Consider the following 15,443-nt stretch of genomic DNA (forward strand, 5'->3'; position numbering starts at 1 on the left):
GACACTCGAGTCGATCCTAACGTGAGAGTGCCGACCAGTGCATGATCGCTGATTACACTGGAAGACATGGCCACTGGTCGGGACAAGTCCCTCACACTCAACAACGCGTTCAGGATCGGTTTCACCGGCACTCTGGGCGTGGGGTTGGCGCTCGCGCTGATGACGGCGCTGCAGTCGGTGGCGACCGTGCTCATCTACATCGGTTTGGCACTGTTCCTCGCGCTCGGTCTCGACCCGATCGTGCAGTGGTTCGTGGAGCGGAAGATCCCGCGCTCGGTGTCCGTCATCCTCGTCGTCCTCGCCTTCATCATCATCGTCGCGGGCGCCGGGCTGCTCATCGCTCCGACCGTGATCGCGCAGATCCAGACGTTCATCGGCGACCTGCCCGACATCGTCGCCGACCTCGCGGGGACCGGCTGGGTGAAGGAGCTCGAACAGCAGTTCACCGGCGCGATCGACGTCGATGCGATCTTCGCGAACATCGGCGCCTGGGTCTCCGATCCGAAGAACGTGCTGTCCGTCGGCGGCGGCGTCGTGTCGATCGGTGCGGGGATCTTGAGCTTCCTCACCGGCGTCATCATCGTCGTCATCCTCACCATCTACTTCGCGGTGACCCTGCCGACGATCAAATCTGCGATGTTCTCCCTCGTCGCGGCCTCCGCGCGACAGACGGTCGAATCCGTCACCGAGGAGGTCACCCGTTCCATCGGACGCTACGTCCTCGGCCAGCTGAGTCTGGGAATCGTCAACGGCGTATGCTCGGCGATCTTCCTGACCATCATCGGCGCGCCCCTGCCGGCGCTGCTCGCATTCATCGCGTTCCTCGCCTCGCTCATCCCGCTCGTCGGCCCGATCACGGGCGCGATCATCATCACCGCATCGTGTCTCATGGTCTCGCCCGGACTCGGCATCGCCTCCGGCATCTACTACCTCGTGTACATGCAGGTCGAGGCCTATCTGCTCAGCCCGCGCATCATGAAGGCCGCCGTCGACGTGCCCGGTGCGCTCGTCATCATCGCAGCGATCGCAGGCGGCACCTTGGGCGGTGTGCTCGGTGCGGTGGTCGCGGTGCCGGTGGCCGCCTCGGTGCTCATCGTCATCCGCAAGGTCGTCGTGCCCGCCCAGGCGAAGAGGTAGGGCTCATGTCTTACGCTCATGACTTGGCTGATCGACATATCGCCGCGTTCAACGCTGGAGATGTCGACGCGCTACTCGCTGACTTCGCCGACTCGGCCACATGGGTCACCGGTGATTACACCATTGCCGAGGGAGGACTGAGGGAGTTCTTCACAGAAGCGATGCAGGCGCTGCTGCCCCAGCTGAGTCTGCGAAGAGTCATCGACGGCGGGTCGGTCATTGCTGTCGAAATGCGTGAGGACTGGTCGCATCAGGGTGAGAACAAGAGCGCCGGACTCATCGCAGTGTTCGACCTCGTTGACAGCAAAATTGCCAAAGCCAAGATCTACCGCGAGGGTTCGGCTGACGCATAGGTGGTCCTTCGGGGCGGGCCGTCGTCAGAGAAAGTTTGCAGCGGCAACTTCTTGTCAACACTAGTGTGCTAGTACACTATTGTTCATGGTCGCAGGAAAACAGCAGTTCAACATCTGGCTTCCGCCGGACTTGGTCAAACGGGTCAAGCACGCCTCAGTCGATGCGGAGGTTTCGCTCTCCGTCTTTGTCGAGGAGGCCATCGAAGGTCATCTCGCACGCCTTGCCGACGATGACGAAGGGAGTTCTTCATGAGGATAATGCCGATTCGGTACAGCAAGAATGTGGAAGCCACCGTTGCCTTCTACCGTGCATTGGGCCTGTCGCCAGGAGATTCGTCTCGACCCGGCAACTGGGTTGAGATGCCTGCCGAAGCCGGAATGCTGGGAATTCATGCGGCTCCGGCCGAGGACGCCGGAAGCTGCGAAATTGCGTTCGAAACCGACGAATCGCTGGAAGATGTCTCCGCGCGGATGCTGAGCGCTGGATTCGAAGCTGGACCGGTTGTCGATGAGAACTATGGACAATCACTTCGACTGCGCGATCCGGATGGCGTCGGGGTCCAGATCAACAGATACGATCGCGAGCTGTATACGTAGTGGTCGACAAGGGGCCGAAGCGCAACAGTGCAGCTGCGCTGGCAGTGGGCATCGTCGTCGTGGAATTCGCGGCCGCCGTATCGCGATTCGTCGCTTCGACTCTGCTCCCGGTGATCGCCCCGGATCTCGAAGCACGTGGACAGCTGGCACTGCTGCTCGCAGGTTCCAGCTTGGGGCTGTTCGTTGCGATACCTCTGACCGGACCGGCATTGCGAAAGTGGGGAGCGAGAGGAACTCTCGGCGTCGGGGTTGCAGGATATCTTGTCGGCTTGATCGTCTCAGCGACAGCGCTGGTGGGGTGGGTTTTCGCCGTTGGTCAATTCATCAGCGGCTCGGCTGGGGGACTGCTTGCTCTGTTCGGTTTCAGCGCCGCAATCAAACATCTCGATGACTCAACACGAGCGAGAGTCATCGCCATCTCCGCATCGATGTGGATTCTTCCTGCCCTGATCGGACCTGTGGCCACCCTGGGGATGGAACATCTGATCGGATGGCGGTGGGCATTGTTGGTTCCGGTCCCAGCTGTTCTGCTTGGTCGGCTGCTGATCGTCAGGGCGGTGAAGGATGATGATCTGGGGCCAACCTCGAAACGACCTATCGGACGGATGCTGCTGATTCCCATCGGTGCGGCCGGCGTGATGTTTGGTGCTGAACATCTGGTGATTTCAATGTTCGGAGTCGCCGTGTCTGCAGTCGGCCTGCTAGCGGTCATGCCTCGCGGAACCATGCGACTGAACCGGGGAGTGCCCTCAGCATTGATCGCCATGTTGCTGTTCGGACTGGGGTACTTCGGTGCAGACAGTCTCATTACCATTCTGCTGACGGACGGTTTCGGTGTGAGTTTGGGCAAGGCTGCCATCGTGCTCAGTGCGGCGCCGATCGCCTGGGGGCTGACCAGTCTGATCCAAGCCGGTTTAGGGTTCGGCGGCAGTTCTCCCTTGTTGCCGCAGATTGGTTTGGCGCTCGCCGGAATTTCGGTGCTCACCCTGGCAATCGGCCTCGAATACTGGCCCTCGTATTCCTTGGCTATTGTTGCATGGGCACTCTCCGGGGTGGGAGTGGGACTGGCGTACCCACCTCTGTACGTGTTGGCCAGTAAGCCTCAGGCGGACGGAGTGGGGCCGAGCGAGCTCGCCGTCGCAGTAGTCACCGCCGAAGACTTCGGGGGATTGATGGGAAGGGCAGTAGGCGGTGCAATCAGTTCATTTGGCGGCGATTCTGGCCTCACTGTTGCCTACGCTCTGTTTGCGGCTTCTCTTATTGGGGCAGTTGCAGTGACAGGGCGGACCAAGACCGCGTCCTGAATGTCAGCCCTGGTCGTCGTGGTCGCCTGCGTCGAAGCGGGTGACGAGGGCGTGGATGATGAGCTTGACGATGAAGTACGCCGCGAAATAGGCGACGGCACCGAAGACCAGGGTGATGAGCAGGTTCCCATCGCCGCCGAGGCGGGGCAGCGTGATGAACACAGCCGCAGTGATCGCCGCGAGATACGGGATCAGACGGAGGACGGGGGACTCGGGTTCGCTCATAGTGGCGAGTCTAGCAACGGGCGGGGTATCGGCGAGCCGTCTTTGCGTTTAGGATGTGCTGATGACTCAGACCGAATGGACGGCGCACCGCGACGAGGTGGTCCCCGAGGATGTCGAGCGATTGCTGGCAACCGTGCCGGAATGGTTCGGCCGGCCCGAGTCGAATGCTGAATACATCGGCGATGCACGCACCATGGAGACGTGGACGGTGCGCGATGACGATGACCGGGTCGCCGGCGTCACGCTGGTGACGCACCATTTCCCGCAGACCAGCGAGATCCACTTCACCGTCGTCGACCGCTCTTTCCACGGTAGGGGAGTCGGGACTGCGATGGTCGAGGCGATCTGCGCCGACCTCCGGACTCGCGGGGTGCGATTGCTGGAAGTGAAGACCCTCGGGCCGTCGAAGGTCGATGAGAACTATGCCCGCACCCGTCACTTCTACGAGAAGATGGGCTTCCTGCCGCTGGAGGAGACCGCCCTGTGGGGAGCGGACACGCCTTGCCTGATCATGGTGAAGCCCGTGGCACACCCTGCTCTGGACGATCAGGGGACGAGGGGCGGTTGATGCCCACGCCTCATCGGTTGCCTCCGTGGCCTGCGACTGACCCGGAATTCGGCGCGATCAGATTGCGGCGCGTGGAGCTTCGTGACTCTGCAATGGCCCGTGAACTGTCGACCGATCCGTACGTGCCGCTGACGGGAACTCTGCCCGGGCACGCCAACCGCGCGGAAGCTGAGTCCTGGGTTCGGAGACAACAGGGCGTCACGCCGAAGGGCGGGGGTTCTCGTTCACGATCGCGAGGATTTTCGACGATGAGGCAGTCGGCCATTGCTGCCTGTGGCTCAAGGACTACGCCCACGGCCGGGCCAGTGCAGGTTATGCGATCGCGCCCTCGTCGCGAAAACGCGGATACGCCGCTGATGCTCTCATCGCACTGACGGAATTCGCCTGGACGCTGCCCGGGTTGAGTCGAGTCGAACTCTTCATCGAACCGGGAAACACCGGATCTCTGCGGACCGCTGACAGAGCAGCATATGTACGTGAACGAGTGCTCGCCGAACATCAGGAGATCGGCGGCATCCGACGAGACATGGTGCTCTTCACGGCCGTTCGGCCAACCAGTTGAATCCGCGCTCGTCAGAATTCCTGCACCATCGTCTGCTGATGCACTCGGCCGCCCTGCCAACGGATGCCGGGAACCGTCGGGGTCGCACCGTGCCTGCGGAAGCCCGAGCGCTCGAAGAAATTCACCGCTCCGCGATTCTCGACGATGGTCTGCAGATGGCATCCGGGAACACTCTGGTCCCGCAGTCGTTCGATCCACGCCTCCATGAGTGCGGCCCCGGCCCCAGTTCCGCGTGACTCGGGGCCGACATTGATGTGCAGATGAGCCGGCCAACGGGGGTCGATGAGTTCGCCGGCCGTGGGGAGGTGGCGCAGCCGATCGCGTACAACGTCCACCGCACTGCGTGCAAAGAAGGCCGCCGAGGATGGTCTGCGCATGATTCGTCGAGCCGAAATGGCATCACCGATGAGCTTGTCTTCGCGAGGAAACGCTGCGGTGTCGAGGCATCCGGCCAAGTATCCGACCGGTCCCGACCGCTCCCACGCGAGTAGGACCGATGCAGGGTCGTGGCGAAGATACGGAGTCAGATAGACATCGGCCTCGGACTCAGGATCTCCCCACAGCGTACCTGTGGGCGAGCCCTCTCCTGCTCGCGCGAAGAGCGCACCGAGCGCTTCGCTATCAGCCGGATCGTAAGGCCTGATGTCCACGTCGACATTCTCTCAGATTCCCGCTGACGATATGAGACTTCTCGCCGGAGATCTGTCACCTGCGAACTCCCTCAACAGCTATTGTCCGCTCCTCGTTTCCGGCTTAGGGTGAGAGGACACGGACACATCCGCTCCGAGTCGGTCACGAAAGCCCGGCGCAGCGTGTGAAACCGCACGTGAGGTGGGGTGGATGGACGCACACGAAGGAGTGTCATGGCAGTCTACTCAGCACCCGGTACCGACGGTTCTCTCGTCACGTTCAAGCCACGCTACGAGAACTACATCGGTGGGGAGTGGGTGCCGCCGAAGGACGGCAACTACTTCGAGAACATCACCCCTGTCACCGGTCAGGTCTTCACCGAGATCCCCAGCTCCACCGCCGATGACGTCGAGACCGCCCTCGACGCGGCATGGGCGGCGGCACCGACCTGGGGCAAGACCTCGGTCGCCGAACGCGCGAACATCCTGCTCAAGATCGCCGACCGGATCGAAGCCAACCTCGAGATGCTCGCCGTCGCGGAAACGTGGGACAACGGCAAGGGCATCCGTGAACCGCTGGCCGCAGATCTCCCGCTGGCCGTCGACCATTTCCGCTACTTCGCCGGGGCCATCCGCGCTCAAGAAGGCGGACTGTCGCAGATCGACGACGACACCGTCGCCTACCACTTCCATGAGCCTCTCGGCGTCGTCGGACAGATCATCCCCTGGAACTTCCCGCTGCTCATGGCCACCTGGAAGTTGGCTCCTGCCCTCGCCGCCGGCAACTGCGTCGTCCTCAAACCCGCCGAGCAGACTCCGGCCTCGATCCTCGTGCTCGCCGAACTCATCGGAGACCTGCTGCCTCCCGGTGTCCTCAACATCATCAACGGCTTCGGCGTCGAAGCCGGCAAACCGCTGGCGTCGAACAAACGCATCCGCAAGATCGCGTTCACCGGCGAGACGACGACCGGTCGCCTGATCATGCAGTACGCCTCGCAGAACATCATCCCGGTGACCCTGGAGCTCGGAGGCAAATCGCCGAACATCTTCTTCGACGACGTCATGGCGGCCGACGACAGCTTCCGAGACAAAGCGCTCGAAGGCTTCGCGATGTTCGCGCTCAACCAGGGCGAGGTCTGCACCTGCCCGTCCCGTGCCCTCGTCCAAGACTCGATCTTCGATGACTTCGTCGCCGCGGGCGTCGAACGTGTGCGGGCCATCAAACAGGGCAACCCGCTCGACACCGACACCCAGGTCGGCGCACAGGCCTCGAACGACCAGTTCGAGAAGATCATGTCCTACCTGAAGATCGGCCGTGACGAAGGCGCCGAGGTGCTCATCGGCGGCGACAAGGCCGAACTCGACGGCGACCTCTCCGGCGGGTTCTACATCCAGCCGACGATCTTCAAGGGCACGAACACGATGCGCATCTTCCAGGAGGAGATCTTCGGACCCGTCGTGGCCCTGACCTCGTTCTCCGACTACGACGACGCCATCAAAACCGCCAACGACACCCTCTACGGCCTCGGCGCCGGAGTCTGGGCCCGCACCGGCAATACCGCCTACCGGGCCGGACGCGCCATCCAGGCCGGCCGCGTGTGGGTGAACAACTATCACGCCTACCCGGCCCATGCGGCCTTCGGCGGATACAAGTCCTCGGGCATCGGACGTGAGAACCACAAGATGATGCTCGACCACTACCAGCAGACGAAGAACCTGCTGGTCAGCTACTCCGAAAACGCACAAGGATTCTTCTGATGAGTGATTTAGCCGAAACAGCCGCTCTCGAATCGACACCGATGATCGAGGGCGAAGAGAAATCGCGGGTGGCGATGACTCAGGCCACCGTCGACCTGCTGACAAGCCTCGTCGACAAGCACGGACAGCTCATGTTCCACCAGTCCGGCGGCTGCTGTGACGGCTCGTCGCCGATGTGCTTCCCCGAAGGCGACTTCCTCACTTCGGAGGCCGACGTGCTGCTCGGACACTTCGAACTGCCCGTCGACGATTCAGAGAAGGCCGGTCTGGACTTCTGGATGTCGGTCGAGCAGTTCGAGTATTGGAAGCACACGCATCTGACCATCGATGTGGTTCCGGGCCGGGGCAGCGGCTTCAGCGTCGAATCACCGACGGGCAACCGCTTCATCATCCGCTCGACGCTCATGGACGTCGCCTGAGCCGAGGCGACTGGCCTACTTCAGCACTTCGGGTTCGCCGAGCGAGAGCATGAGCCGGTTCGCCCAGTTGAAGAAGGCGGCACAGCTGAGGGCGTCGATGATGTCCCCGTCATCCAGACCGGCCTCCCGCAGCGCCTTCACATGCTTGGCTCCGAAGGTCTGCGGGGTCAAGGTGAGCGCGACCGAGGCGTCGACGACGGCGTCCCACACCGCATCGCCGAGGCGGGACTCTGAGCCGATGCCCTCGTCGAGGAGGCGCTGCACGAGGTCGCGTCGGCCGGATTCCTCGGTGGCCCGGTCGGCGTGGACCGAGGCGCAGAACAGGCACCCGTTGAGGCGGGAGGCCGCTGTCGCCGCGAGTTCGCGTTCGGCCCGGCCGAGCCCGTCGGTGGTGTTGAAGAAGATGTCGAAGTCTGTCAGGGTCCGAGCCTTGAGCGCGGCGGGATCGCGTGCGAGCAGCCGGAAGTAGGGGTTCTTCGCTCGTCCCGCCTCGATGAGCGCATGCCGTTGGGCCTCGCTGAGGTCCGCCTCGGCGACGGGCGCGATCCACGGCACCCATCCGAGTCCGCCCTGCTGGAACAGCGCGGGGCGGTTGAGGCTCGGATACGTCTTCACCCGATCCCCGACGGCTCGCAGTGCCTGTTCCGCTCTCGCCGAGGTGGGGCCGGAGTCCGCGTCGCCCGCGGACTGACCGGGTTCGTCCGCGGACCGAGCGGACTCATCCGCGGACAGGCCCGTCGTCGGTGCCGCCGCGGTGAGCGCGGCGAGACCCGTGCTGATGCGGATCTGGAAATTGAGGAACGATACGAGTTGGGCAAGGGTGACGATGTCGTCCTCGTCCCATCCCGCTTCGAGCAGCAGCGCCAGATGACCGGGGCGGCTGTCGCGCGGATGGAGCACGAGCAGATGCGTGAACGCGAGTCCGGCCACGAGCTTCTCGCCGAGGCGCTCTGCCGTCTCCTTCGAGGCGTCGAACCAGGGTCCGGGAACGTTCTCGCCGGCCAGAGCCGCGGACTCGAAGATCCCGTAGGGACCGGAATCTGGGGCCGCGGGTGCTGTCGCCTCGTCGAGGAGTTCGGCGACAGCCCAGGACACGGATTCGTCTTCGTCGCGCAGCAGGTCGCGGTAGAACTCTTCGGCGCGCGGAGCACCGAGCAGGCCTGCGGTGAAGGCGGCGACTGCGTAGCGGTCGCGGAAACTCACTCCGGCAGGATCAGCGGGTTCGAGCAGTGCTTCGAAGCTCAGCTGCGCATTCTCCTTGGCCTGCGCACGGTGGTCGCGCAAGCTGTCGAGGGGATCCTGCGCAGCGATTCCGGCGAGGAGGTTGATGATATCGGCCATCTCAGTGCACCCGCTCCGTGGTCACGGCGAACCCGAGTGCCGGGGCCACCTCGGTGGCGAGCAGTTCGATCGACCGCAGAGCGGTCTCGTTGCTCGCCGGCACCGAATGCACTTGGAAGCTGACGTCCGTGGCCCGGTCGAGCACCCGGTCATGGCGCAGCCGTTCGCTGACCTGTTCGGGCGTGCCGAGAAAGGTGTCGGTGGCGTCGAGGAGTTCGTCGAGGCTGAGCCCGGAGGTGTCATAGCCGACGAGGCGGTCGGCCTCGGCCCGCAGCGCCGGTTCCGTGATCTCCCGCAGCTGCGGCAGGTCTGCGGCATCGGCGACCACGGCGGTCCGCGAAGCGAGGATGCGCGGCTCGGCTCCGCTCGGAAGCTGAGAGAGATAGGTGTCGATGACCGGCAGCTGCACCTCGTCGAGACGCGCCGCCGGGTTGTCCTTGGGACGCGGCTGCGTGCGGGAGAGCATGAGTCCGTCCCCGGCGGCACCGGCCGCGCCGGCTCCGCCCGAGGAGAACGTCGCCTGCCACAGACGCCGGTCAAGACTCGGGCGTCCAGCGTCCGGAGCGGGGTAGAGGCGGTGGTCGGTGGGCAGTGCCTCACCGGTGAAGAGTGTGCGCAGGGTCGCGAGGTTCTCGGCGAAGACCTCCCGACGGTCATCGAAGCTCGTGCCGAAGGCGGGGAAGGACTTCGGGTTGCCGCCCGAACCCAGTCCGATCTCGAGGCGACCCGCGGAGAGCTCGTCGAGTACGGCGGCGTCCTCGGCCACCCGCACCGCGTTCTCCATCGGCAAGGTGATGATCGCGGTGCCGAGGCTGATCTGCCGAGTGCGGGCGGCGGCATGGGAGAGGAAGACAAGCGGGGAGGGCAGCCCGCCCTCAGCGGCGGAGAAGTGGTGTTGGGCGACCCAGGCGGAATGGAAGCCGAACTCCTCGGCAGCTTCGATCTGTTCGAGGGCGAAGCGGTAGCGCTGCGCTGCCGGGGCGTCCTCGAGCAGACGGGTGAAGAATCCGAGCTTCGGCCCGGTGGTCTGAGAGACGGTGGCCTGAGAACCGGTGGCAGGTGAGGTCATGGTGTCAGCTTTCTGCTGCTGCGGTGAGCAGGGTCGGAGTGGCTGGTCGACTGTTCGCAGGCGCGGTATCCGGCGACAGCGTCGCGGGACGGGGAATCGCCTCGAGCAGGGTGCGCGTATAGGCAGAGCGGGGGTGGGTGAAGATCTCTTCGGTCTCACCGTCATCCACCAGGTGCCCGCGCGACATCACCGACACCGTATCAGCGATCTGGCGGACGACGGCGAGGTCGTGGGTGATGAAGACATAGGTCAGTCCGAGTTCTGACTGCAGCTGGTCGAGCAGGGTCAGGATCTGCGCCTGCACGGTCACGTCGAGGGCTGAGACCGCTTCGTCGAAGACAACGAGTTCGGGTTCGACGATGAGGGCACGGGCGATCGCGACCCGCTGCAGCTGCCCGCCGGAGAGTTCGGCCGGTCGTCGGTCGAGGAAATCGTTCGGCAGCGCCACCCGATCCATTGCTTCGGCGACGAGCCGCGGGCGGGAGGCCCGGTCGCCGAGGCGGAAGTTGCGCAGCGGTTCGGTCAGGGTCGAGCGGATCGAATGCTTGGGATCGAGTGCGGAGAAGGGGTTCTGATGCACGAGCTGGACTGTGCGGCGGAACTCTCGCAGCTGCTGTCGGGACGGACGACCGCGGCCGAGTTCAGCGGCATCGAAATCACCGATGCGCACCTTCCCGGACTGAGGTGTGAGGAAGCCGGTCAGCGCCTTGCCCGTCGTCGTCTTGCCCGAACCCGATTCGCCGACGAGGCCGTGAGTGGTCCCGCGCGACACGGTGAAGTCGACACCCTCGATACCCGTGATCTGATCCCCGGCGCGGTCGAAGATGTGGGTGAGGGCCTCGACGGAGACGAACGGATCTGTGGAGTCTCCGGCCGCCTCGGCGCGGGGAGCACGCGTCTTCGTCTGCAGCGCGGGGGCGTCGGAGATGAGGCGGGAGGTGTAGTCGGTGGCCGGATGGGAGAAGATGCGGCCGGCCGGACCCGATTCGACGATGCGTCCGCCCTGCATGACCACGACCTCGTCGGCGCGCTCGCCGGCCACAGCGAGGTCGTGGGTGATGAAGAGGATGCCCATCCCGGTCTCGGCGCGCAGTTCGTCGAGGAGGTCGAGGACCTGCTTCTGCACGGTCACGTCGAGTGCGGAGGTCGGTTCGTCGGCGATGAGCAGGCGCGGACGCAGCGCGATGGCCGCGGCGATGAGCACCCGCTGCCGCATTCCGCCGGAGAGCTCGTGCGGGAACTGGTCGGCCCGCTTCTCCGGCTGGTCGATGCCGACCCTCTCCAGAAGCTCGATGACCTGGGCGCGAGCCTCGGTGCGGTTCGCGCGACGATGGATGCGCAGCGCCTCGGCGACGGATCTGCCCACGGTCTGCAGCGGGTTGAGCGATGATCCCGGGTCCTGCGGGACATAGCCGATCTGAGCACCGCGCACACCGCGCCACCCCGAGGTCCCCAAGGACGCGAGATCGAGTTCGCCGAGGCGGATCTGCCCGGCCGTGACCTGCGCGGATGAAGGGAGGAGACCGATGACGGCGTTCGCCGTCGTCGACTTCCCCGACCCGGATTCGCCGACCACGGCGGTCATCGAACCGGGGCGGACCGCGAGGTCGAGCTCGCTCACGGCGGGCACGGACGCGCCGCCTCGGTGAGTGTATTCAACGGAGAGGCCGTCGATGCGCAGCAGCGAGGACGCGGTCATGATGTCACCTTTCGCAGGGTGTTGCCGATCTGGTGGGTGGCGAGCACGATGGCCATGACCACGAAGCCGGGCAGCACGGTCAGCCACCATGCGGTGGCCACGAAGTTGCGGCCCTCGGCGATGATGAGGCCCCATTCGGGAGTGGGCGGCGGGGTGCCGTAGCCGAGGAATCCGAGCGTCGAGATCTGCAGGATCGCCGAACCGACCTGGAGGACCGCCAGGGACAGCACGGGTGAGATCGAGTTCGGGAGGATGTGGCGGAGAAGGACGGAGAAGAAGGTGCCGCCGGAACCGTAGGCCGCGGCCACGAAGTCGCTCGTATTGATCTGCACCGCCTGTGACCTGGCGAGGCGGGCGAACTGGGCGATGGCCGTGACTCCGACGGCGATGGCCGCATTGATCGTGCCGAAGCCCAGGACGACGACGATCGAGAGGCTGAGCAGGATCGCGGGAATGGACAGCAGCACGTCGACGAGGCGCATGAGCACATCGTCGACGAGTCCGCGGCGGGTGCCTGCGATGAGCCCGATCGTAGTGCCGATGATCAGGCCGACGCCGACGGCCACGAGCGCCGCCAGCAGGGACTGGGAGGCGCCGTAGACGACGCGGGTGAAGGCGTCGCGACCGGTCTGATCGGTGCCGAAGGGGTGTTCGAGGCTCGGTGCCAGCAGGGCGGGAGTGTCCCCGCCGTCATTGGGGTCGAAATGGGTGAACAGGCCGGGGAACAGCGCCCAGGCGATCGCGATGAGCAGGACCAGGGCAGAGGCGATGGTGGCAGGGGTGAGTGCGGCACGTATCCGGCCGCTGCGTGCGCGCTTCGAGCCGGTGCCGTTCGTGTGGGTGTCCTGAGCGCTGGCGTTCTGGTCTCGATTGTCCTGACCGCGGGTGAAGACTGTGCTCATGAGTTCTTCTCCTTCGTCTCGCCTGCGGGTGCCTCACCTGCGTGCGCTTCGCCGGCAGGCGCGGCGGGATCGTCGTTCCAGTCGAGGTCGACGCCGACGCTCGCCGCAGACGCCGTAAGCGCCCGACGTGTGGGTTCGTCGTGGCTGCGCAGGCCTGACCTCGCCGAGGCGGAGCTGCGCTTCGTCCGCAGCCGGACGTCGATGACGGGGTAGAGGAGGTCGACGACGAGGTTGATGATGACGTAGCCGAAGGTGGCGATGACGACGACGGCCAACAGGATCGGATTGTCGCGGTGGGTCACCGCCTGGGCGGTGATCAGCCCGATGCCGTTGCGGCCGAACACCGTCTCGGTGACCACGGCCCCGGCGACGAGCTCACCGAAGACGACCCCGATGATCGTCAGCCCCGGCAGCACCGCATTGCGGGCGACGGTGTGGACGAGGATCCACAGTTCGGAGGCGCCCTTCGCGGTGGTCACCTTGACGAATCCGGAGGCCTGCACCTCGGTGATGGAGCGGATGAGCACCTGCGCGATCGGGGCCGAGAGCGGAACCGCCACGGTCAGCGTCGGCAGCACGAGCGCCTCGGCGGGTCCGGGATCGACGACGGAGACGAACCCGAGCTGGAAGGAGAAGACCTGGATGAGCAGGATTCCGAGCCAGAACACGGGGATCGAGATGAAGAGGCTGGGCACCGAGTCGAGGACCCGACGCACCCGCGCGGCCGGCCCGGTGGCCGGACCGAAGGTCGCGAAGACGGCGATGATGACGGCAAGGACGAGTGCGGTGACGAACCCGGAGGCAGCGAGCACCGCGGTCGAGGGCAGAGCAGCCGCGATGATCGTCGACACGGCAGCACCGGTCTGCACCGAATAGCCGAAGTCGCCGGTGAGGAACCCGGTGAGACTCGTGAGGTAGCGGCCGAACCAGGAGTCGTCGGCGCCGGTGGCCTCCCGGATCTCGGCGATCTGGTCGGGGGAGAGTCCGAGTGCAGGATCGGCGAAGCGGGCGGTGACGCCGTCACCGGGGATGAGGCTGAGCAGGATGAATGCCGCGGTGAAGGCCAGCAGCAGGACGAGGACGGCCTGGCCGAGGCGCAGCAGCAGATAGCGGGTGTCGAGGATCATTTCTCTCCTGCCAGCCAGGTGCTGTAGAAGTCGGGGCGACCCACGGGTTCGGTGGTGAAGCCGTGGACGCGGCGGCGGAACGCGAAGACCTGCGGCTCTTCGAAGAACGGCAGCACATAGGCCTGGTCGACGAGGTAGTTCTGGACCGCCTCGGCGGCCTGCTGGCGCTTCTCGTGATTCGGTTCGGAGGCGAGTGTGTCGAGGAGTTCGTCGACCTTCGCGTCGATCGACTCGTCGTCGGCATCCGTGCGGTCGGCGCCGTTGAGGAAGACATCGCGGTTGACCGAGGAGTAGTTCGAGCGCAGATTGTCGAAGTCGGCACGGGCGACCATCGAATGGTAGATCTGCACAGTGTCGAGATCGAGGGCGTCCAAGGTCTGCTTCGATTGGTCGCCGGGGTTGATCGCCAAGCGTACGCCCACCCGTCGCAGCTGCTGCTGGATGAGGGTCTGGACCTCGTTCGAACGAGGCTGCGGCAGTGCGATATTCACCGTCAGAGCCAGCGGCTGCCCGTCTTTGACCCGGTAGCCCTGTCCGTTGCGTTCGCTCCACCCGGCCTGGTCGAGGAGGCGATTCGCCGTGTCCGGGTCATAGTCCCAGGAGCCGGACTGATCGGTGTAGCCCATCGCGCCCTTGGCCAGCAGGCCGGTGGCCAGCGGGTAGTTCGGGGTGAAGAGCTTGTCGACGATCTCCTGCCGATCGATCGCGGCGATGAGCGCACGCCGAACGTCGATATCGGACAACAGGTCGTGGCGGAACCTGAAGTTGATGCTGTTGTTGATCCCGTTCGTCGCCTTCGCGTAGAGGCGCAGCCCCTGCTCGGTCACGCGGGACTCATCGGGTGCCTGGACGTCGCGGACGCCGTCGGCCTGCCCGGAGAGCACAGCTCCGATGCGCACGGAGTATTCGCTGTTGGTCAGGTAGTCGATGCCGTCGAGGTGGGCCCGACCCTGATGGTCCAGGTGAGGAGGCGCCCAATCGTAGTCCTCGCGGGCCCGGACCGAGAGCTTCGTGCCGATGGTCTCATCCGTGATGTGGAAGGGCCCGCACGTGTGGATCCGGGTGGCTCCTCCGGGGCCGAATCCTTCGGCATCGAGGGCGAGAGTGGAATCGGCGAGCAGTCCCGCGTTCATCGTCGAGGTCGCCTGCGCGAACCCGGGGGAGGGCGCGGAGAAGTGGAAGCGCACCCGGTGGTCGTCGAGGACTTCGCTGCGGTCGTAGTTCGAGATCTGCTCGGACACCGGCAGGGTGCGGGACTCGTCGCCGCGGCCGAAGAGATCGAAGTTCTTCGCAACGTTCGCAGGCGTCAGCGGGGAGCCGTCCGAATAGGTCACCCCCTCGCGGAGGGTGAAGGTGTATGTGGTCGCATCGGCATTCGTCTCCGGCAGTTCGGTGGCCAGCCACGGGTGCAGCTCGAGGGTCTTCGGATCCTGCCACAGCAGACGCGCGGAGATGTTGTTCATGATTCCGCCGTTGGGGTAGAAGCCGACCGACGGCGGGTAGAGCAGCGTCCACGTCTGCGGTTCGAAGTACGTGAGCACTCCGCCGCGCACGGGTTCCCCTCCCGAGAGGGAACCGGTGTCGTCCGGTGTGCAGGCGCTGAGGGTGAGCAGGGTGCCGAGGCCGAGGCCGAGGCTGAGAACCGAGCGGCGGTCGAGATGGCGCGAGGCAGTGCGTGTCGAAGAAGTGCGCGTCGAAGCGGTGCGCGCCGAGGAGGTGGGACGGTGATCCGTCATTGACAGAGGTCCTTCGG

At 65.1% G+C, this 15,443-nt stretch carries 17 protein-coding genes; 9 read left to right on the forward strand and 8 right to left on the reverse strand.

Annotation, left to right across the window (positions count from 1 at the left end; genetic code table 11):
• Positions 1-66 precede the first annotated feature (66 nt).
• From L1F31_RS04640 to L1F31_RS04660, 5 genes are all read left to right on the forward strand, one after another.
• The gene (locus tag L1F31_RS04640; protein WP_265419506.1) at positions 67-1,137 is read left to right on the forward strand and encodes an AI-2E family transporter; all 1,071 of its coding nucleotides are present in this window, start codon (positions 67-69) and stop codon (positions 1,135-1,137) included.
• A gap of 23 nt (positions 1,138-1,160) precedes the next feature.
• Positions 1,161-1,490, forward strand: coding sequence for a nuclear transport factor 2 family protein (locus L1F31_RS04645; RefSeq protein ID WP_265419507.1), 330 nt, complete (start codon positions 1,161-1,163; stop codon positions 1,488-1,490).
• 85 nt (positions 1,491-1,575) lie between these two features.
• On the forward strand, positions 1,576-1,743 hold the full coding sequence (locus tag L1F31_RS04650) for a ribbon-helix-helix domain-containing protein (protein WP_265419508.1): 168 nt from the start codon (positions 1,576-1,578) through the stop codon (positions 1,741-1,743).
• Positions 1,744-1,772: 29 nt separating this feature from the next.
• Complete coding sequence (locus L1F31_RS04655; protein ID WP_265419509.1) at positions 1,773-2,087, forward strand: VOC family protein; 315 nt, start codon at positions 1,773-1,775, stop codon at positions 2,085-2,087.
• The gene (locus tag L1F31_RS04660; protein WP_265419510.1) at positions 2,087-3,391 is read left to right on the forward strand and encodes an MFS transporter; all 1,305 of its coding nucleotides are present in this window, start codon (positions 2,087-2,089) and stop codon (positions 3,389-3,391) included. The genes L1F31_RS04655 and L1F31_RS04660 overlap by 1 nt, the downstream gene beginning before the upstream one ends.
• A gap of 3 nt (positions 3,392-3,394) precedes the next feature.
• On the opposite strand, the gene L1F31_RS04665 is transcribed toward L1F31_RS04660, so the two are convergent.
• Positions 3,395-3,616, reverse strand: a complete 222-nt coding sequence (locus L1F31_RS04665; protein ID WP_265419511.1) for a hypothetical protein — start codon at positions 3,614-3,616, stop codon at positions 3,395-3,397.
• Positions 3,617-3,677: 61 nt separating this feature from the next.
• Here L1F31_RS04665 and L1F31_RS04670 point away from each other — a divergent pair, with 61 nt between their 5' ends.
• Together L1F31_RS04670 and L1F31_RS04675 are read left to right on the forward strand one after the other, a co-directional pair.
• A complete protein-coding gene (locus tag L1F31_RS04670) occupies positions 3,678-4,184 on the forward strand; it encodes a GNAT family N-acetyltransferase (RefSeq protein ID WP_265419512.1) in 507 nt (168 codons plus the stop codon).
• Positions 4,185-4,422: 238 nt separating this feature from the next.
• A complete protein-coding gene (locus L1F31_RS04675; RefSeq protein ID WP_265420392.1) occupies positions 4,423-4,746 on the forward strand; it encodes a GNAT family N-acetyltransferase in 324 nt (107 codons plus the stop codon).
• 11 nt (positions 4,747-4,757) lie between these two features.
• On the opposite strand, the gene L1F31_RS04680 is transcribed toward L1F31_RS04675, so the two are convergent.
• A complete protein-coding gene (locus L1F31_RS04680) occupies positions 4,758-5,396 on the reverse strand; it encodes a GNAT family N-acetyltransferase (protein WP_265419513.1) in 639 nt (212 codons plus the stop codon).
• Between the two features lie 213 nt (positions 5,397-5,609).
• Here L1F31_RS04680 and adh point away from each other — a divergent pair, with 213 nt between their 5' ends.
• Together adh and L1F31_RS04690 are read left to right on the forward strand one after the other, a co-directional pair.
• Entirely contained in the window at positions 5,610-7,133 is a 1,524-nt protein-coding gene (gene adh / locus L1F31_RS04685) for an aldehyde dehydrogenase (protein WP_265419514.1), read from the forward strand.
• A complete protein-coding gene (locus tag L1F31_RS04690) occupies positions 7,133-7,552 on the forward strand; it encodes a DUF779 domain-containing protein (protein ID WP_265419515.1) in 420 nt (139 codons plus the stop codon). Before adh ends, L1F31_RS04690 begins: the two co-directional genes overlap by 1 nt.
• 15 nt (positions 7,553-7,567) lie before the next feature.
• On the opposite strand, the gene L1F31_RS04695 is transcribed toward L1F31_RS04690, so the two are convergent.
• From L1F31_RS04695 to L1F31_RS04720, 6 genes are read right to left on the reverse strand one after another with little or no spacing between them, the layout of a single operon-like run.
• Positions 7,568-8,893, reverse strand: a complete 1,326-nt coding sequence (locus tag L1F31_RS04695; protein WP_265419516.1) for an alkylhydroperoxidase domain protein — start codon at positions 8,891-8,893, stop codon at positions 7,568-7,570.
• Position 8,894: 1 nt separating this feature from the next.
• On the reverse strand, positions 8,895-9,962 hold the full coding sequence (locus L1F31_RS04700; protein ID WP_265419517.1) for a putative FMN-dependent luciferase-like monooxygenase: 1,068 nt from the start codon (positions 9,960-9,962) through the stop codon (positions 8,895-8,897).
• Between the two features lie 4 nt (positions 9,963-9,966).
• A complete protein-coding gene (locus tag L1F31_RS04705; protein WP_265419518.1) occupies positions 9,967-11,661 on the reverse strand; it encodes a dipeptide ABC transporter ATP-binding protein in 1,695 nt (564 codons plus the stop codon).
• Positions 11,658-12,563, reverse strand: a complete 906-nt coding sequence (locus L1F31_RS04710; protein WP_265419519.1) for an ABC transporter permease — start codon at positions 12,561-12,563, stop codon at positions 11,658-11,660. The genes L1F31_RS04705 and L1F31_RS04710 overlap by 4 nt, the downstream gene beginning before the upstream one ends.
• Complete coding sequence (locus L1F31_RS04715; RefSeq protein ID WP_265419520.1) at positions 12,560-13,690, reverse strand: ABC transporter permease; 1,131 nt, start codon at positions 13,688-13,690, stop codon at positions 12,560-12,562. Before L1F31_RS04715 ends, L1F31_RS04710 begins: the two co-directional genes overlap by 4 nt.
• Entirely contained in the window at positions 13,687-15,426 is a 1,740-nt protein-coding gene (locus L1F31_RS04720; protein ID WP_265419521.1) for a TIGR04028 family ABC transporter substrate-binding protein, read from the reverse strand. Before L1F31_RS04720 ends, L1F31_RS04715 begins: the two co-directional genes overlap by 4 nt.
• Positions 15,427-15,443 lie beyond the last annotated feature (17 nt).

Origin of the sequence: Brevibacterium spongiae (assembly GCF_026168515.1) — a bacterium.
Taxonomy (GTDB): Bacteria; Actinomycetota; Actinomycetes; order Actinomycetales; family Brevibacteriaceae; genus Brevibacterium; species Brevibacterium spongiae.